This window comes from Tumebacillus avium, from assembly GCF_002162355.1.
Classification (GTDB): domain Bacteria; phylum Bacillota; class Bacilli; order Tumebacillales; family Tumebacillaceae; genus Tumebacillus_A; species Tumebacillus_A avium.
The window spans coordinates 424,713-443,355 of record NZ_CP021434.1 but is presented as its reverse complement, the minus strand read 5'-3'; the positions used below and the strand labels follow the sequence as shown (position 1 = coordinate 443,355).

Below are 18,643 nucleotides of genomic sequence, written 5' to 3'. Positions count from 1 at the left end.
TTATCAAAAGGTAATTCGATTTACCTATCGAAAGAGTAGTACTATTATCCTAAATTTAACTTCTCGATCTGGGAAAATAGTCTGTAGGGGAGACAGGAGACGCATGGGTAAAAAGAAGTGGGTACGCAAGCTGACATCGCTTGTCCTGAGTGCCGCAGTGCTCGTTTCGCCGCTTGTACCGGGCGGCGACAGGCATGCACAGGCAGCTTCTGCTGCGGAGTGGGATCCGCTGCTGGAATGGCTGCCTGGGAACGGGCAGAATTTTGACCCGGCTGCGCAATTGCAGCGCGGGTTGCAAGGACCTGGGCAGACGATGGAAAATCTGGCCGTCTCGCCGGTCACGGAAGCGGAAGACATGCAGCCGACAGCGCCGGACGACCCGATTGATGTGACGACCGGGGCGCTGATTTTGAAAGAGGTCGATTTTGCCTATTCGACATTCGGGCCGCCGCTGACGCTTGAGCGCTCGTACTCGACGCAACTGGCCGGGACCCGGTCGATTTTCGGACATGGGTGGTCGATTCCGCAAGACCGCTATTTGCAGATGTACGATGAATTTGCCATTGCCGATGTGCATGGGAACGGGACGCGGGAGAACTACAAGTTTACCAAATCCAATCCGGATATCGAGTTCGTCGAAAGCTATGACGACGATCCGAAAATCTACTATCCGCTGCACCTCGGCAGTTATGCCCCCGCCGATGAGGACAGCCAAAAAGAGCTGCGCCGCCGCGGCCCGACCGACTACCTGATCTGGGACCCGGAGAATGGGTACGCCTACGCGTTCTACGGGTACAAAGCCCCGTGGCGCGACGGGCAGTCTCCGAAAGCGGGCAAACTGATGCGCTATGCGGACCGCACAGGCTTGACGATGTGGGTCGATTATGACGAGCAGGGACGGCTGAAAAGTTTCAAGGGCAACACGCCGCCCAAGCTGACCTTTGGCTATACGGGGAACAGCCCGCTCGTCACTTCGGTCAGCGACAACGGAGGGCTGACCTATCGTTACTCCTACGATGGAGCGGGCAATCTGACCGGAATCACCCGCCCGGACGGCTCAACGCTGCAAATGACGTATGACGGCGAGCACCGCATGATCTCGCGCTCCGAAAACGGCGTCAAGACCGGTTACGTGTACACTGGCGGCAAAGTGACGGCGATCAAAGACGGTCTGGAGCGCACGATCTACTCCTACCGCTATGAAAGCAACAAAGTCACCCGCACCGATGCGGACGGCAACACGCTCGTCTACACAGTCGAAGGAGGCAAAGTCCGCCAGACCGTTGACTCCAAAGGCGTGCAGATGACATTCAACGCAGAAGGAAAAGTCGCAGCCATCAAAACGAACAAAGGTACGACCAGCTTTGCCTATCAAGGCGATGTGACGCTGCGCACCGACCCGTTAGGCCGCGTGACGCGCATCGAGAACCACCCCGTTTTTGAAAAGCCGACCCGTGTCGTCGAACCGGGCGGCGCGGAGTGGCGCTACACCTACAACGAAAAGGGAACTTTGACCTCGGTCACCGATCCGAAAAACCGTGTCACCCGCCATGAGCTCGACCCGTTCTGGCAAGTGACGATGAGAACCGCCGACCCCTCGGGGCGCGGGATGCAGTATGACTACAACAACCCGTTCGCCAAAGTGTCCGAAGTCGTCAACGCCAAAGGCGAGATGACCCGGTACACGTACGACAACTCGATGCGCCTGACCCGCGTCGACTACCCGGGCGGACGCAGTGTTCTCGTGGAGTACAGCGGAGGCAGCCGCAACCCGTCGAAGGTCCGCGGGCCGCTTGGCAGCGAGACGCGGTTTGTCTATGACAAAGGGCGCCTGATGGAGACGATCGACGAGGCGGGAGCGGGCACGAAATATCGTTACAACGCCTTGGGCCAGGTCGATCAGATGACCGCACCGGGCAACCTTGTCACCTCCTACACCTACACGGCGATGGGCAATATCGCGAGGATCACCTACCCGGACGGACGGCAGGTGCAGTACGGCTGGGAACAAGGACGCCTGAGATCGAAATCGGGCAAAGGCATCGCATCGGCTGAGTATCAGTATGATGTGTACGGGCTGGTCACCGGCGTCAAGACAGCAGCAGGCACCACCGTCTACGAACGCGACGCGATGGGGCGGGTGATCAGTGTCACCACGCCGGGGCAGCACAAGACCCAATATGCGTACAACGCAGCCGGCCACGTGGAAAAGGTTACCGACGCGCTGGAGCGCAGCGTCACCTATACGTACGACGTGTATGGCAACGTGCTGACCAAAACCGACCCGCTCGGCGGTATCACCATGTACGCGTATGACGAATGGCAGCACCTGTCCTCGGTCACCGATCCGAAGGGGCGCATTACTTCGTACACCTACGATGTATTGGGGCGCGTATTGACCGTCACCGACCCGGAGGAGCGCATCACGGAGTATGCGTATGATGCGATGGGCAACGTGCTGGAAGCAAAGAACGGCACGCTCGTCACCACCTACCAATATGACGAGGCGGGGCGTCTGATCGCCCAAACCGACCCTGCAGGCGGAGTCACAGGGTACAAGTATGACAAAACAGGCCGGGTCGTTGAAAAAATCGATCCGGACGAGAAATCCACCACCTATACCTACCATCCGACCGGGCTGCCGGCGAGCAAGACCGACGCGCTCGGCAGAACCTACCAGTTTCAATACGATCCGGCCGGCCGCCTGACCGAACTGCTCGATCCGCGCGGGCACAGCACCTTGTTCCGCTACGATTTAGAAGCGCGCACGGCGGAAGTGATCCGCGACGAAGGCATTTCGAAACTGCACCGCTATGACGCTGCAGGCAACCTGATCGAAGTCACCGATGAAAACGGTCATGCCACGCAGTACACGTACGATGCTGACCAGCGGCTGACGCAGGTGGAGACGCCGCTTGGCAGGACTCAGTACCGTTACGATGCGCTGGGCCAGTTGACGCAGGAGATCGATTCGCTCGACCATGCGACCGCTTACGCCTATGATGCGTTGGGCCGCGTCATCAGCGTTACCGATCCGTCCAGTGCGGTGACTTCCTACAGCTACGACCCGCTCGGGCTGTATGTGGAAGAAAAGCTGCCGAACGGGAAGACGAACCGCTATGAGTACAACAAAGTGGGCGAACTGCTCTCTTTCCGCGACGCAGAAGACGGCGTGACCGCGTACAAATATGACGAATTAGGCCGTTTGCTGGAAAAGACCAACCCGCGCGGCCACACGGCAAGCTACGAGTATGACAAGCTGGGACGGCTGACCACTCTGACCGATCCCCAAGGCCATACCACCATGACCTACGACAAAACGGGCAACCTGCTCACGCGCACCAACGCGCTTGATCATGTGTGGAGCTACACCTACGACGCAGCAGGCCGTCTGACCGCCGTCACCGACCCGATGGCGCAAACGACAGCTTATGCGTATGACGAAAACGACAACCTGACCGGGGTCACCGACGTGATGAAGCGTCAGACTTCGTTTGCGTATGACGCTTTGAACCGCCTGATCGAGCAAACCGACACCGGCGGAACCAAAACGCGCTACGTCTATGACAAAGCGGACAACCTGATCCAAGAGATCGACCACGCAGGCGATTCGGTCCGCTACGCCTATGACGAGTTGAACCGTCTGGTCAGCGTCACCGACCGTGAAGGGAATACGACGGCGACCGCATACGACGCAGCAGGCCAAGCTGTCGAAACCACCGACGCCAACGGTGCGAAAACACGCTACGGCTATGACGCGTCCGGACGTCTGGCCCAAGTGACCGATGCGTTGGAAAAAGTGACATCCTACCGCTATGATGCGATGGGCAACGTGCTTGAGCAGACCGACCCGCTCGGCCACACCATGTCCTGGACGTATGACGGTTTGTCCCGCGTGACCTCGGAGAAGGACGGGCTGGGCAATACCACCTCCTTCCGCTACGACGGGGCGGGCAATCTGACCACCCGCATCGACGCGGCAGGCGAGAGCACCACGTACGTCTACGATGAGCGCCAACTGCTCACCGGCATCAACAGCCCGAGTGGCACCGCCAGCTTTGCTTACGATGCGATCGGACGCATGACCGGCGCGTCCAACCGGGCTTCTGAAGAAACGTTTGCCTACGACAAATTGGGGCGCATCACCTCGGTGGCCAACCCGCGCCTTGGCAAATCGATTTCCTACGCGTACGATGCGATCGGCAACAAAACGGCCATCACCGATTCTGACGGCCGCACGACATCCTACACCTTTAACGAGCGCGATCAGATCCGCACCGTCACCGATCCGGAAGGCTTTGTCACGAATTACGAATACAACCCGTTCGGACAGGTGCAAAACATCCGCGGCGGCGATCTGACCACGACCGCATATGAATATAACAAAAACGCCTTCGTCACCAACATTCATACCACGAATGCAAATGGCGTTTTGGAGAGCTTGAGCTACACCTACGATCGCCTGGGGAACCTCCTGAGCCAAACCGAAGCGGACGGGGCTGTCACGAACTTTGCCTACGACGAGCTGTCCCGCCTTGTGGAAGCCGTCTATCCGATTGAAAAAATCGAAGCGATCCGTGATACCTACTACACTCCGCCGCTCGACAAACTGACCCTTTCCGCAGCCAAAGGCGGCAACGGGAACGGCAATGGCGGAGAGGTCAAAACGCCGGGCAACGGAAATGGTAATGGCAATGGCAATGGCAATGGCAATGGCAATGGCAATGGCAATGGCAATGGAAAAGGCCCGCAAGACAAGGGCCCGGGCAAAGGAAATGGCCATGCGTATGGCAAATACAAGAACAGAAGCAACAACACCTACGAACCGGAGACCCTGCAGGAGCTTGGCTATCCGCCGAACTACGTGCCGGAAGATCCCGATTTCTTCCTGAACCCGGTGGAGCGCGCCACCTACACCTACGATGCGGCAGGCAACCGCACCACGATGACCGACGACTATGGTCAAGTGACCTACCGCTACGATGCGGCCAACCGCCTGATCGAAGCGGACGGGGAAACGTACTCGTATGATGCCAAAGGCAATCTGACCTCAAGAACGACCGAACACGGTCCGGTCAACTACGCCTACAATTCGGACAACCAACTGACCAAAGTGTCGTATGCGGATCAGACGTATGTCCAATACGACTACGACGCCTTGGGCCGCAAAGTTTACCGCCAAGAGCAGTTCTACGACCTGAACGGCCCCGGAGCCTCGATGGGCGGAAACAACGGAGCGGCAACGGGCAAAGACAAAAATCCCAACCCGGGCAACGGCAAAGGCAACGCCTACGGACGCGACAAGAACCAAGGCAGCGAAGGCACTGGTGGTAACGGTGGAGTGATTAAAAACTACCATCTCAAGCAAGAGACCACCCGCTACCTCTACGACGGCCTTGCCCTGCTCAACGAGTACAACGGCAGCGACAACGAGCTTTTCGCCTACTATGCGCGAGGCGAGCAGGATCAGGTGATCTCCCGCAAGATGTTCGGCTTCCAAGGGCGCAAGGAGCAAGGGTACTTAGGCAACCTGCGCGACCGAGGACACCAGCTGTTCTACCACTACGATGTGACGGGCAACGTCACCGACCTGACCGACCACACGGGCAGCGAAGTGCTGAAATACCGCTACGACGCATTCGGCGGGGTGTTCACCCAGCTGTGGAACCCGTACAACCAAGTCGGTCTCACCGGCAAGACGTACGACATCAAAGCCAGCCTGATGGACTACAGCGCCCGCTGGTACAGCCCGGCGAACGGCCGCTTCACCACGCAGGACACCTGGCCCGGGTACCTCGACGACCCGCAATCGCAAAACCGCTACATCTATACCGTGAACAACCCGCTCAAATACGCCGACCCGACCGGCCACATCTTCTGCAGCATCCAAATCGGAGACTGCGACATGAGCACTGAAGACCCACCACCGCCCGCATCCGGAGGTGGAAGTGGAGGCGGGGGCAACCCCGGAGACGGAGGCATCTTCGACCCGGACGACCCCGACCCGATCCCCGATGAAGAGCTGGAAAGAATCATCCGGGAGCAGATCCGGCAACAGCGAATCAATGACTATGCAAGCAGTTCAGGCTCCATACCGCTTGAAAGCATGTCCCGAACCGAGAAGCTCACGATGTTCTACATGTTGACTGCATCGGGACAGTACAACCGAAATCTCTCGATGGAAGACAACATGGAGGCAACGGGGATTTATCTCAAAGGATGGCTCGGCAACTACGACGACCGCATGATCCAACAAGCGATCGGCAGACAGATGGAAGCGAACGAGCGCCAGCAATACTGCCAATCCGGCCCGGGACTCCGCAGGCAAGAATGCCAGTTCTACAACGGCATGCAACTGATGATCGGCGTCCAAGGAATGCAAGCTTCCGGCGCAGGAAATCTGTCGCCTCGCACGTACCACCCGCCTGACCCAACCCCGATCCAGCCCGATGCAAAAACAAGGGTGCTTAAGCCGGCTGCTCAGCCTGTTGGGGGGACTCTAAGTAACTTGGACACGAGGAAGTGGTACTTAAAACAGGAAGCCAATATCCCTAACTTAATCAACAAAAACGCACCACTAGAGCAACAGGCAAGACAAGCGTTTGAATTGAGGAACCAATATCGAACTAAGGCTAGAGAGCTAATGTCTGATAGGGATGCTGCCGCATCATTGAATAAGACAGACCCAAATTTGACTTGGGAACAGATTGTTCAACGTCAAAAAGATAAAGGTCTTACTGGTGATGATATATACAAAGGGATTATTGAAAGTTCCCAAAAATCAAGGAAAAGTGTAAATAAATCACTGGGATTAGAGTGAGAGGAGGTTTCTAGTGGTAAGAATCATAAAGCATATCGCTGATGATGGAAAAGTTGACATTGAATTTGTCGGGTTTGAGTTATGGGATGACTTTGATACGTTAAAAAATATCCTGACAACCCATTTTAACGCCATAGTTTCTGATAACCTGGAGGGAATATATTCAAGATATTGCACTTTTGAAATAGATAATATTCCATTTAGGTTAATGTACCATGAGGACACAGGCAATTGCCTATGTCCGATTCAAGGAAGTGAAGATGATATTATTTTTTTGGAGAACCTAGCTCATAAAATATTACCGTTTACACGTGAATCATTGTAAAAGTGTCAGAACCTTGATTGGCTATATGCCTTTCAAGGTTTCTTTTTGGAAGGGGGTGAGTGACGAATGAACCCATCATTCAACCAACGAACCGGAGACGCTGCAGGAGCTTGGCTATCCGCCGAACTACGTGCCGGAAGATCCCGATTTCTTCCTGAACCCGGTGGAGCGCGTCACCTACACCTACGATGCGGCAGGCAACCGCACCACGATGACCGACGACTACGGCCAAGTGACCTACCGCTACGATGCGGCCAACCGCCTGATCGAAGCGGACGGGGAAACGTACTAGTATGACGCCAAAGGCAATCTGACCTCAAGAACGACCGAACACGGTTCGGTCAACTACGCCTACAACTCGGACAATCAACTGACCAAAGTGTCGTATGCGGATCAGACGTATGTCCAATACGACTACGACGCCTTTGGCCGCAAAGTCTACCGCCAAGAGCAGTTCTACGACCTGAACGGCCCCGGGGCCTCGATGGGCGGAAACAACGTAGCAGCAATTGGCAAAGACAAAAACCCCAACCCGGGCAACGGAAAAGGAAACGCCTACGGACGCGACAAGAACCAAGGCAGCGAAGGCAATGGTGGTAATGGTGGTAATGGTGGCAATGGTGGCAATGGTGGAGTGATTAAAAACTACCACCTCAAGAAAGAGACCACCCGCTACCTCTACGACGGGCTTGCCCTGCTCAACGAGTACAACGGCAGCGACAACGAGCTTTTCGCCTACTATGCGCGAGGCGAGCAGGATCAGGTGATCTCCCGCAAGATGTTCGGCTTCCAAGGGCGCAAGGAGCAAGGGTACTTAGGCAACCTGCGCGACCGAGGACACCAACTGTTCTACCACTACGATGTGACGGGCAACGTCACCGACCTGACCGACCACACGGGCAGCGAAGTGCTGAAATACCGCTACGACGCATTCGGCGGGGTGTTCACCCAGCTGTGGAACCCGTACAACCAAGTCGGTCTCACCGGCAAGACGTACGACATCAAAGCCAGCCTGATGGACTACAGCGCCCGCTGGTACAGCCCAGCGAACGGCCGCTTCACCACGCAGGACACCTGGCCCGGGTACCTCGACGACCCGCAATCGCAAAACCGCTATATCTATACTGTGAACAACCCGCTCAAATACGCCGACCCGACCGGCCACATTTTCTGCAGCATCCAAATCGGAGACTGCGACATGAGCATTGAAGACCCTCCACCGCCCGCAACCGGAGGTGGAAGTGGAGGCGGGGGCAACCCCGGAGACGGAGGCATCTTCGACCCGGACGACCCCGACCCGATCCCCGATGATGAGCTGGAAAGAATCATCAGGGAGCAGATCCGGCAACAGCGGATCAATGACTATTCGAGCAGTTCAGGTCCAATACCGCTCGAAAGCATGTCCCGAACCGAGAAGCTCACGATGCTCTACATGTTGACAGCCTCGGGACAGTACAACCAAAATCTCTCGATGGAAGACAACATGGAGGCAACGGGCATTTATCTCAACCAATCGTTAGGCAACTACGACGACCGCACGATCCAAAGAGCGATCGGCCTGCAGATGGAAGCGAATGAGCGCCAGCAATACTGCCAATCCGGCCCGGGACTCAGCACCCAAGAATGCCAGTTCTACAACGGCATGCAACTGATGATCGGCGTCCAAGGAATGCAAGCTTCCGGCGCAGGAAATCTGTCGCCCCGCACGTACCACCCGCCAGATCCAACCCCGATTCAGCCCGATGCGAAAACAAGGGTGTTCAAGCCGGCTGCTCAGCCTGGTGGGGGTGCGGGAAACTTTGCCCCATCACTCTTAAAAACTGAATCCAATTCTGCGTTCTTTTGGTCAGGAAGAACAGATGGTATTGGAGGGGCTAAGCGAGCATTGGAAATTGCCAAACAAAAAGGTGGAACTACATTAGAAGGTCTCATTGAGAGCAAAGGGATTAAAATGCCTGAATGGGATATTAATAATCCAAGTTCTATCAAGGCGTGGGAAGATGTTTCTGCTACCTATGCCAATCAAGTTTCAGGAAATGTACGTGCTGTTGTAGGTTCTAATTTAAGAGGAGGGAATATATGGGAGAACGTCGAGTTGCCAAGATTAATGAAAAACCCTAACGTAACCCAAATTACTACGATTGACCCTAAGACACTCGTTGAAAAAGTAATATTTAGGAGGTGATTCTATGAAGATCACAGGAACCTCAAGTTACATTAAAGTGGAATATGACAATAAAACGGTCAAGATTCAAGGGGAAATGACTGTTGGGGGATTTATTGCTTATTCTGATACAATTAAGAATTGGGAGTCACCACACGAGAATTTAGCAATAGATGATGTGACTAAATCTAAAATCATTAAAGAGGTAATCGCTGAAACAAAGAATTCTAAGTTTATCATTGAGTTTGAATAATCCTCAGAGGACCTTGATTGGCTTCGTGCCATTCAAGGTTTTTTCTTGGCGGGGGCTACCCAGTGCCGAATGAATCCATCGTTCAATTAACAACACATCTAACCAATGTAATATATGTATAAAAATTTCATGAAATCGTTCGTACGCACTTCAATGAATCAATGCTTGAATTTGTAACCTAAATAACGCTATGCCGTTACATTAATCAGGTTGATTATGGTACAGATACCATGCTTGGTCTGCTTGACCCAACGATAGACCAAATCCGATCTGAGTTCATGACGACGCGCTACTTGTGCTGCATTGCCGACTTCCTGTACCTCTTTCACGATCGCTTGTTTAAACTATAGGGTGTAACGAGTTCTCTTCATTTAGATACTACGCATATCTAATGTTGAATTTTATACCCTGACTTAAGCTGGAAATGACAACGGAAAAGGACCGGGCAAAGGAAACGGCGATGCGTACGGCAAATACAAGAACAGAAGCAACAATACGAACCGGTGACCCTGCAGGAGCTGGGCTATCCGCCGAACTACGTGCCGGAAGATCCCGATTTCTTCCTGAACCCGGTGGAGCGCGCCACCTACACCTACGATGCGGCAGGCAACCGCACCACGATGACCGACGACTACGGCCAAGTGACCTACCGCTACGATGCGGCCAACCGCCTGATCGAAGCGGACGGGGAAACGTACTCGTATGATGCCAAAGGCAATCTGACCTCAAGAACGACCGAACACGGTCCGGTCAACTACGCCTACAATTCGGACAACCAACTGACCAAAGTGTCGTATGCGGATCAGACGTATGTCCAATACGACTATGACGCCTTGGGCCGCAAAGTCTACCGCCAAGAGCAGTTCTACGACCTGAACGGCCCCGGGGCCTCGATGGGTGGAAACAACGGAGCGGCAACTGGCAAAGACAAAAATCCCAACCCGGGCAACGGCAAAGGCAACGCCTACGGACGCGATAAAAACCAAGGCAGCGAAGGCACTGGTGGTAACGGTGGAGTGATTAAAAACTACCATCTCAAGCAAGAGACCACCCGCTACCTCTACGACGGGCTTGCCCTGCTCAACGAGTACAACGGCAGCGACAACGAGCTTTTCGCCTACTATGCGCGAGGCGAGCAGGATCAGGTGATCTCCCGCAAGATGTTCGGCTTCCAAGGGCGCAAGGAGCAAGGGTACTTAGGCAACCTGCGCGACCGAGGACACCAGCTGTTCTACCACTACGATGTGACGGGCAACGTCACCGACCTGACCGACCACACGGGAAGCGAAGTGCTGAAATACCGCTACGACGCATTCGGCGGGGTGTTCACCCAGCTGTGGAACCCGTACAACCAAGTCGGTCTCACCGGCAAGACGTACGACATCAAAGCCAGCCTGATGGACTACAGCGCCCGCTGGTACAGCCCAGCGAACGGCCGCTTCACCACGCAGGACACCTGGCCCGGGTACCTCGACGACCCGCAATCGCAAAACCGCTATATCTATACTGTGAACAACCCGCTCAAATACGCCGACCCGACCGGCCACATTTTCTGCAGCATCCAAATCGGAGACTGCGACATGAGCATTGAAGACCCTCCACCGCCCGCAACCGGAGGTGGAAGTGGAGGCGGGGGCAACCCCGGAGACGGAGGCATCTTCGACCCGGACGACCCCGACCCGATCCCCGATGATGAGCTGGAAAGAATCATCAGGGAGCAGATCCGGCAACAGCGGATCAATGACTATTCGAGCAGTTCAGGTCCAATACCGCTCGAAAGCATGTCCCGAACCGAGAAGCTCACGATGCTCTACATGTTGACAGCCTCGGGACAGTACAACCAAAATCTCTCGATGGAAGACAACATGGAGGCAACGGGGATTTATCTCAAAGGATGGCTCGGCAACTACGACGACCGCATGATCCAACAAGCGATCGGCAGACAGATGGAAGCGAACGAGCGCCAGCAATACTGCCAATCCGGCCCGGGACTCCGCACGCAAGAATGCCAGTTCTACAACGGCATGCAACTGATGATCGGCGTCCAAGGAATGCAAGCTTCCGGCGCAGGAAATCTGTCGCCTCGCACGTACCACCCGCCCGATCCAACCCCGATTCAGCCAGATGCGAAGACAAGGATGCTCAAGCCGGCTGCTCAGCCTGTTGGGGGGACTAGGACAAAGTATTATAATCCAAATTATGTTTATAACATGAGTTCAACCGACATGGTTCTAGGGGCGAAAAATGCATCTAAGGGATTGTCAACGATGGGGAGTGCTAGAAGGGCCGATGCTTTAGAAGCAGGTAAAGCGTGGGTTGGACCTGGTGCAAAGCCAATAACTAACGGAAATGGTGAGGTAATTGGTTACAGCAGTCAGAACGGGTTAAGGGCATTTAGGTTACAATATAAACCGAACGAAGGGAGAGTAAGGGCTAACTTTACTGAGAATACTCGAAACGAACGCACTAATGGAATAAAAGAAGTTAAAAACGTGCACGTTGATATATTGGAGGAATAGAATGATTAAACCACAATTAATCTCATTTACTGTTACTAGCGAGGATTGGGGAGACGATATCGAAAATTTTGCTGTAGATGTACAAATAGATATCGGACCATATAACACGGAAGGTGCTGATACTTTTTCCTTTCGTGTCATAAGCCCCAAGAGACTCGAACTATATCTTGACGGAAATAATGTTGAAATTGGACGGGGAATCTTTATTATGAAAGATTACAACATTGGGGCCATTCAATTTCAGGTTAATCGGCTACTAGATAACTGCAAGGGGGATTCATGGAGAGAGGTGGCACTATTATTGTCAAGATATTTTCACTGGGAGTATGAGGAGTGAAATTAGTTGTAACCTTGATTGGATTCGTCCTCTCAAGGTTTCTTTTTTGGGAGGTGGTGGGTGACGAATGAATTTATCAATCAACAAACAGGTAATACCCATGTAGTACTCGTAGTTAGGTTTCTCCATTTTGTTTGTTCTTACTTTAATGCTTGAATTTTTACCCTAACCCGAAGCCAGTACAAGGGAAGGACTAGGTGCAGGGAGTAATCAACCTCGTTTCGATGCTAGAATAGACGAAAAGGGAACATACATCAATCCGTTTATAGGGGAAACGGGCGGTAGGAGTGTGGGACTCATATTCCATTGGGGGAGTAAAGTCTATGAAGAGGGAAAGGTTATTAGAAATACTAACAGACCCGACAGCATCGGATGCAGAAAAAGATGACGCAGTAATTGAATTAGAAGAGAACTTCCAAGATGCTGAGACTGTGGACATATTAATTAAAGTTTCAAATGAAAGTAACTGTGATGAGATGATTAAGGCAAGTTGTGGAGAGTCGATAGGTCAAATTTGGCTTTCTACACAGCAGATAAGTTATGATAAGTTAGCTTATCTAAATGGTATTGCTTTGACAGAGGTGCTTTCCTTACTCAAAGCGCAACGCCCTGATTGGTACGAAACATATTTGGAGATGTTCCCTCAATCATAATGGATACCGAGTTAGTACGGATTGATTGCGAAGAGATTGTAATTTTGTAGACGTTGAAACCTTGAACGAGGGATGCTACTCAATCAAGGTTTTTCTTTATACCATCCAACCATCTAAAAGGCCAAGGCTATTCGTGCTTTCTCTATGTTATGATTGCAACGGCCCCCACCCATCGCAACGTGAGACAAGGTGGGGTGTTACTACTGCCCTATAATGTCCGTAATTTGACAGTCTCTACTGTCCAAGAATTGACGGAGAAGATGACCGCGTGAGCGGTGTTAAACAGGAAAGAAAAAACGGGAGAATCAAGTCAATTCTCCCGCGATCACCCGTTTCACCATGTGGTCGTCAATGATTCGATGCTTATTTGCTGCTCCATAGATCAGACTATGTGTTGCCGCCTTATTCACCAATCGAACCGTACCGCTTGAATAACGATAGATCTCATCGACCGCACCATCCGTGAAAATGTCACGGCTAACGCCCGCATATTCCAGATGACGAGCTATGTACGCCCCAATCTGTGCGCGGTCGTAGTGAATCAGTTTGCACTGTAGATCAATCCTTTGTCGAATGGCCGTAAACATCTGAAGTTGAAGGCGATCCCACAGTTCATTTTGTCCGACCAAGATCAGAGCCATTGGACTTTGGGCATCCATTTTGAAGTTCAGCAGAAACCGCACTTCTTCAAACATTTCTTTGTCTAACAGATGCGCTTCATCGACTACCACGACTGGTTGCAAGCGATGAATCCCCCGCATCAGCTCAATTTCCCGATGCAGTTGTCTCTTGCTGTCCCCTCGATAAAACTTCGCCTCACACCCCAACTGTTCAAGCAATCCCTTGTAAAAATGGCGTGGCGTTAGCTTTGAATCGGATAGGTACAACAGTTTAAATCTCGATGTGTCGAGCACATCCGCGAATCGGCGGATGGTCGTTGTTTTACCAGTCCCGCAATCACCGGTCACAACGGAGAACCATTGCCTTTCGGCCGTATATTCCAATCTCTCAAGCGTTTCTTCCAAAACATCCGACGCATACAGCTCATGAGTAGGCATATCACGAGAAAAAGGGGTTCTCGCCATTTCATAAAACGCCTCAAACATCTCGGTTCGCCTCCTCCCGAATTTTGCGGAATGAGACGGCGCGTGTTTGACGTTCTTTCCTGACTTGATTCTTCTTCTCCGCAGCGTCCAGTAACCGTGAACCTTCGACTGTAAGCGGTTCAATCGTCGACGGGATAGAGGGGCGTTTTCCTGCCCATTCACCTATGATCAGTTCTTTCGCCTGCCACGGTGTATGGCTTCCATACTCAACTGTAATCGTCGAGATGTCACGCGGGTCGTAGACGACTTCAACCTTTTGTCCAATGAAAGAAAGCCCGACCTCGTATTTCTTCCCCATAAAACTAATACAGCCAGCCTTGTCCACTTTTCTCGTTTCGCTGTGTAAAAACGCATCCGCAATGAGAGTTTCCTCGGCGAGCCGGAGCGGCGTCGAGTCGCTTCGAAATGCCACCTGCGGGCTAGATTTGTCATCGAGTGCGGAATGGGGTTTGGTCTGGTAACATTCGGTGAGCCAAACTTGGAACAACAGATTGAGCTGGTCGAGTGTCTGGGGCTTTTCAAGCGCAGCTTCCGTTAGGAAACTGTCTATGACCCGGTTGAAGCGCTCGATTTTCCCTTTGGATTCAGCTGCATAAGGTCTCGTAAAACGAAGACGTATGCCAAGTTTGGCACATGTGCGTGTCATACTTTTGGTTCGAAATTGCTTGCCGTTATCAAAGTAGACAGAATCAGGTACGCCATTTGTTTGAATCGCGTAACGGAAACAGTCTTCCACAATCGTTTGATCGAGTGTTGGGTAAAAAGCCGCATGCAACACGTAACGAGTTGCATCGTCGATGAATGCAACAAGATAGACTTGCTTGTTGGCTCCGCCTTCACCAATCGGTAGATACGGCCCGAATTTGATGTCAGCTTGCCACAGTTGGTTACGCTGTTTGTGTTGAAAGCGTCTGGCCGCAAGGCCAGAGGTTGAGTATAGTCGCATGTGGCGAGTACTGTAGCCGCGCTCCATCAATTTTCCCTGTAAGGTGCTGCGCTTGATCTCACCAGGCTTCGCTAAGCCTTCCCACTCCAAGATCTGAATGATCTGTGCAACACTGCGGCTGGGAACTTCTCGGCGAAGCAGGATGGCTTGCTCCAGGAGATAGGGGGTGATTGCTTCGGCTGTTTGCCTTTGACCCTTCCCTTGAGGTCGAAGTCCGGCGAAACCTTCGGTTCGGTAGGCAGATAGGTAACGACGGAGGGTTCGCTCGGATAAGCCGGTTTGCTCACAAATGACTTTCTTCAGCTCTTTGGCTTTTCCAGGGTCAATACCATCGGCCAAGAGCGGAGAGATCAGTTGCATCCGTTCGACGGCGATCTCTTCTGCCCTTTTTTCACTATTCATAGGAATCTACAGTCCTTTCCAATAGGATGTAGATTCACGATACCTTAGGGAATCGCGGACAAGAAGGCGAAACGGGTATGTACCCATAATTGAGAATGAACGATGGGTCGGACAACTCTCGCCAGCCAACCTGCCTCTTGTCCAACGTATTGTCCGATCCTTTGGAGTGCAGACGGTGAAGGTACGGACAATGGCTCCACCGGATTTCCTGTACGCGCCGCAATCGTTGATAAACAATTCACCCAGTATTGCCAGCACGCCTTGAACCAAATGTGCCAGCGGTACAGGGTTGATTCATCAGCGGCAACGTCCGGGGTCTGCGCCTGAGACAAGACTGCTTCAAGGCATTCGGCTTCATAACGTTTATAAGGAACGAGCAGGTCCGGCAACTCATGATGGATCTTCCCGCAACCCTTACAACGCAAACGACGAATGATATAGGTGACCCGTTCACTGGTTGGCTTACGCCCAATGCGACTCCGGCTACCGATCACGAACAGTTCATGCTCACAAACAGGGCAGATATGCTGCTCTGCACTCCTAACGAAAAACACCACGTTCTCTATTTTCATCGAGCCAATAATTTGATAAACTGATCATGTGATTTTTTGGGGACGACTCTGGTGCAACTGTTAGAGCAGCGGCACATCATACAGAGTCGTCTTTTTCCTTTTTGAATGTGTACGTGGTCATTATATCCGTCAATTTTTGGACAGGCAATAGCGTCAGCTTTTGGTCATTTAGTATCGGCTGTAACAGTGGGGGCTGTTTTACGCTTACGAAAGACAAAGACCCGGGCAAAGGAACCGGCCATGCGTACGGCAAATACAAGAACAGAAGCAATAACTCAAGGAGTGTCGCGGGTTTCGCCAATTTTTAATATTACGGGGATTGTCAAATGTTTAGGGAGATTGGACATTTTCTTCTTATTTCCATAATTCGCTTGATATTTTCAAGTTCGGTCAATTACCGAGCTCCGCACTCTAAGTGAACAGGGTCGGTATCAATGAAGCGGATGGGAGAGTATGGTGCTTAGGCTCATTCTTACGTCAACGACCGCCTGATGAACAGGCGGTCGTTTTTTTGGCAGGTTACAAAACAGGCTACTAGCCGGTGAAACGAAAGTCCGGGACGCGACCACCAATAGACAGAGAGAGGGGGCGAAGGCGTGAAAGGTGAGACGGAACGCATCTTCCGTGATCTGTACAACGAGCACTACGGGGATGTCTACCGCTTCGTGATGCAGTCGGTGAAGAAGCAAGAAGAGGTCGAAGATCTCGTTCAAGATATTTTTATCCAAGCCTATCGCAATTTTGAGAAATTTCGAGGGGAGTGCGGCTACAAGACCTGGCTGTTTGCCATCGCCCACAACCAGCTCAACTCGATGTGGCGCAAGTTCTTCCGGCGCAAACAGATCGCCGAGCAGTATGAGCAGGATCTCGCGGCGGAAGCGTACGCGATGGATGACGAGTGGGAAAAACGCATCCTCACCGCCGATCTGCATGCGTCACTGGCCCAGCTGTCAGACGCCTATCGGGAAGTGATGGTCTTACGCTACATACATGACTTTTCGGTCGCCGACGCGGCGATCATCATGAATACCAAGGAGTCGAGGGTGCGCGTGCTGACCCATCGCGCGATCATCAAACTGCGGGAAATCTGGGAGCGGGGAGGAGAAAAGGCATGCAAGATCGAGTCGGACTACCTGAAAGCTTAGAAAAAGCGTTTGAGCATTTGAAAAGCGAACCTGGCGACTTCGAGTTGACCAAGAAGCGGGCGGCCGCTTGGGAGACGGTCCGGCAGAAGGGACGGCGCGGGCTGTTTCTGGAAAAATGGAAGCCGTTTGCGGCCGGCCTTGCCGGAGTGGCGGTCGCAGCTTTGGCGGTGCTGATCCCGGTGCAGATCAGCGAGTGGCAGACGGCAGGCAAGCCGAAAGAGGTCGCGCCGCCGTTCACCTACTCGCAGAACGCGTATGAGCAAAAAGCAGACTATTACCGGTCGCTGGGCTTTGAGGTGACCAATCTGAATCTGGAGACCGGCCTCGACTTCGTGTACAACGACAACACGGCGTATGCGATCCAGCATGACAAACGCACGAAGCTGTTTGACATCAATAGCGATGACGAGGTTGCGTACCTGGCTGAGAACGGGGAGTACACGGCGCTGAACGTCACGTCAAACAACTTCGCGGTTGCGGATGATCAGGATGACTTGTACATCGTGAACAACCGTACCCTGCAGGTGCAGAAGATCGACACGATCGGCGATGTGATGTGGTCACTGGACTGGAACGTGCTGCCGGCGAGACTGCTTTTCGCCCAGCTCGACTTGCATAGCCGCAAACAGCAGATCGTGTCGGTGGAGTGGAAGAGCGGGAGGGTTGATCTGCTGCTCGAAACGAACGAGCGCTATTTTAACCATGCGATGCCTTACTACCAATCGGTGGCGATCGACAACGGGTATGAGATCAAACTGCTCGTCGAGGACGGCGAAGGGCGGCACTGGCGGGAAATCGCCCGCTCGGAGGAGGGCGCACTGCAAACGTACGGCATCGACAGCGATTTCCTGCATTACACCGACAAAAAAGCGTTGTACCGGTACGACATCCGGGAGCGGAAAGCAACCAAGATCCTGGCGACGGGCGGGGAGCAGCACATCATCCGGCCGGGCAGCAGCGACAACGGCTATCTGATCTCCGTCTTCAAGGAAAATGAGCCGTATCAGCCGCTCACTTCCTCCGCGATGCGCTATGGGGTGCTGGAGCTGTGGCAAGTCGGCTTGGACGGGCAAGCGCCGAAAAAGCTGTGGGAGAAAGCGGACGTGCCGTACACCGACCGGCGTCTGCTCGAACTCCCCGTCACGGCTGCAAAGGAACAGCCGGACTGGATTCAGCTGAAAGCGGAGTCCAGCTACGACTGGGTACTGATGGTCAACCGCAAGACCGATGAAGTGAAAGAGCTGCCCGTGAAGCAAGAGCAGTAGCAGTAACAATAACAGTCAACACCCCTTCGGACGCAGAAGGGGTGTTTTTTCTAGGAAATTGCAGGGAAAGGGATGCAAGATTGGAGGAACTTTTCTATAATAAAGTTGTTGTCTGATTTATAACCGCTGATAAAGG

14 protein-coding genes are annotated in these 18,643 nt (G+C 52.9%); 10 read left to right on the top strand and 4 right to left on the bottom strand.

The genetic code is table 11. From position 1 onward, the window contains the following. Nucleotides 1-103 precede the first annotated feature (103 nt). From CBW65_RS02245 to CBW65_RS02230, 5 genes are all read left to right on the top strand, one after another. The gene (locus CBW65_RS02245; protein ID WP_087455404.1) at nucleotides 104-6,820 is read left to right on the top strand and encodes an RHS repeat-associated core domain-containing protein; all 6,717 of its coding nucleotides are present in this window, start codon (nucleotides 104-106) and stop codon (nucleotides 6,818-6,820) included. A 13-nt stretch (nucleotides 6,821-6,833) separates the two neighbouring features. Then, on the top strand, nucleotides 6,834-7,145 hold the full coding sequence (locus CBW65_RS02240; RefSeq protein ID WP_087455403.1) for a hypothetical protein: 312 nt from the start codon (nucleotides 6,834-6,836) through the stop codon (nucleotides 7,143-7,145). Nucleotides 7,146-7,275: 130 nt separating this feature from the next. Then, entirely contained in the window at nucleotides 7,276-7,437 is a 162-nt protein-coding gene (locus tag CBW65_RS24015; RefSeq protein ID WP_157721725.1) for an RHS repeat domain-containing protein, read from the top strand. Nucleotides 7,438-7,629: 192 nt separating this feature from the next. Further along, a complete protein-coding gene (locus CBW65_RS02235; protein ID WP_157721724.1) occupies nucleotides 7,630-9,330 on the top strand; it encodes an RHS repeat-associated core domain-containing protein in 1,701 nt (566 codons plus the stop codon). A gap of 4 nt (nucleotides 9,331-9,334) precedes the next feature. Further along, on the top strand, nucleotides 9,335-9,562 hold the full coding sequence (locus tag CBW65_RS02230; protein ID WP_087455401.1) for an Imm74 family immunity protein: 228 nt from the start codon (nucleotides 9,335-9,337) through the stop codon (nucleotides 9,560-9,562). A gap of 188 nt (nucleotides 9,563-9,750) precedes the next feature. Here CBW65_RS02230 and CBW65_RS25270 read toward each other — a convergent pair whose 3' ends face one another. Further along, nucleotides 9,751-9,894, bottom strand: a complete 144-nt coding sequence (locus CBW65_RS25270) for a hypothetical protein (protein ID WP_408646545.1) — start codon at nucleotides 9,892-9,894, stop codon at nucleotides 9,751-9,753. A gap of 171 nt (nucleotides 9,895-10,065) precedes the next feature. Here CBW65_RS25270 and CBW65_RS02225 point away from each other — a divergent pair, with 171 nt between their 5' ends. The 3 genes from CBW65_RS02225 (at nucleotide 10,066) to CBW65_RS02215 (ending at nucleotide 13,071) form a co-directional block, all read left to right on the top strand. Then, nucleotides 10,066-12,081 (top strand): RHS repeat domain-containing protein, encoded by a 2,016-nt coding sequence (locus CBW65_RS02225; RefSeq protein WP_087455400.1) that lies wholly within the window; start codon nucleotides 10,066-10,068, stop codon nucleotides 12,079-12,081. 1 nt (nucleotide 12,082) lies between these two features. Then, nucleotides 12,083-12,418, top strand: a complete 336-nt coding sequence (locus CBW65_RS02220) for an Imm8 family immunity protein (protein WP_087455399.1) — start codon at nucleotides 12,083-12,085, stop codon at nucleotides 12,416-12,418. Nucleotides 12,419-12,741: 323 nt separating this feature from the next. Continuing rightward, nucleotides 12,742-13,071 carry a hypothetical protein gene (locus CBW65_RS02215; RefSeq protein WP_087455398.1) on the top strand — a complete coding sequence of 110 codons (330 nt, stop codon included), beginning with the start codon at nucleotides 12,742-12,744 and terminating at the stop codon, nucleotides 13,069-13,071. Nucleotides 13,072-13,376: 305 nt separating this feature from the next. On the opposite strand, the gene CBW65_RS02210 is transcribed toward CBW65_RS02215, so the two are convergent. From CBW65_RS02210 to CBW65_RS24695, 3 genes are read right to left on the bottom strand one after another with little or no spacing between them, the layout of a single operon-like run. Next, nucleotides 13,377-14,177, bottom strand: a complete 801-nt coding sequence (locus tag CBW65_RS02210) for an ExeA family protein (protein WP_087455397.1) — start codon at nucleotides 14,175-14,177, stop codon at nucleotides 13,377-13,379. Further along, nucleotides 14,170-15,525 (bottom strand): DDE-type integrase/transposase/recombinase, encoded by a 1,356-nt coding sequence (locus tag CBW65_RS02205; RefSeq protein WP_087455396.1) that lies wholly within the window; start codon nucleotides 15,523-15,525, stop codon nucleotides 14,170-14,172. Before CBW65_RS02205 ends, CBW65_RS02210 begins: the two co-directional genes overlap by 8 nt. A gap of 44 nt (nucleotides 15,526-15,569) precedes the next feature. Further along, nucleotides 15,570-16,097 carry a DUF6431 domain-containing protein gene (locus CBW65_RS24695; RefSeq protein ID WP_232463427.1) on the bottom strand — a complete coding sequence of 176 codons (528 nt, stop codon included), beginning with the start codon at nucleotides 16,095-16,097 and terminating at the stop codon, nucleotides 15,570-15,572. 596 nt (nucleotides 16,098-16,693) lie between these two features. Here CBW65_RS24695 and CBW65_RS02195 point away from each other — a divergent pair. Together CBW65_RS02195 and CBW65_RS02190 are read left to right on the top strand one after the other, a co-directional pair. Beyond that, nucleotides 16,694-17,242, top strand: coding sequence for an RNA polymerase sigma factor (locus CBW65_RS02195; RefSeq protein WP_087455395.1), 549 nt, complete (start codon nucleotides 16,694-16,696; stop codon nucleotides 17,240-17,242). Beyond that, the gene (locus tag CBW65_RS02190) at nucleotides 17,209-18,507 is read left to right on the top strand and encodes a hypothetical protein (RefSeq protein WP_087455394.1); all 1,299 of its coding nucleotides are present in this window, start codon (nucleotides 17,209-17,211) and stop codon (nucleotides 18,505-18,507) included. Before CBW65_RS02195 ends, CBW65_RS02190 begins: the two co-directional genes overlap by 34 nt. The last annotated feature ends 136 nt before the right edge of the window (nucleotides 18,508-18,643 follow it).

Excerpts from the sequence above, each read along its gene's own strand:
- CBW65_RS02245 (WP_087455404.1), top strand. The coding sequence starts at position 104 with ATGGGTAAAAAGAAGTGGGTACGCAAGCTGACATCGCTTGTCCTGAGT.
- CBW65_RS02235 (WP_157721724.1), top strand. The coding sequence starts at position 7,630 with ATGGGCGGAAACAACGTAGCAGCAATTGGCAAAGACAAAAACCCCAAC.
- CBW65_RS02230 (WP_087455401.1), top strand. The coding sequence starts at position 9,335 with ATGAAGATCACAGGAACCTCAAGTTACATTAAAGTGGAATATGACAAT.
- CBW65_RS02220 (WP_087455399.1), top strand. The coding sequence starts at position 12,083 with ATGATTAAACCACAATTAATCTCATTTACTGTTACTAGCGAGGATTGG.
- CBW65_RS02215 (WP_087455398.1), top strand. The coding sequence starts at position 12,742 with ATGAAGAGGGAAAGGTTATTAGAAATACTAACAGACCCGACAGCATCG.
- CBW65_RS02210 (WP_087455397.1), bottom strand. The coding sequence starts at position 14,177 with ATGTTTGAGGCGTTTTATGAAATGGCGAGAACCCCTTTTTCTCGTGAT.
- CBW65_RS02205 (WP_087455396.1), bottom strand. The coding sequence starts at position 15,525 with ATGAATAGTGAAAAAAGGGCAGAAGAGATCGCCGTCGAACGGATGCAA.
- CBW65_RS24695 (WP_232463427.1), bottom strand. The coding sequence starts at position 16,097 with ATGAAAATAGAGAACGTGGTGTTTTTCGTTAGGAGTGCAGAGCAGCAT.
- CBW65_RS02190 (WP_087455394.1), top strand. The coding sequence starts at position 17,209 with ATGCAAGATCGAGTCGGACTACCTGAAAGCTTAGAAAAAGCGTTTGAG.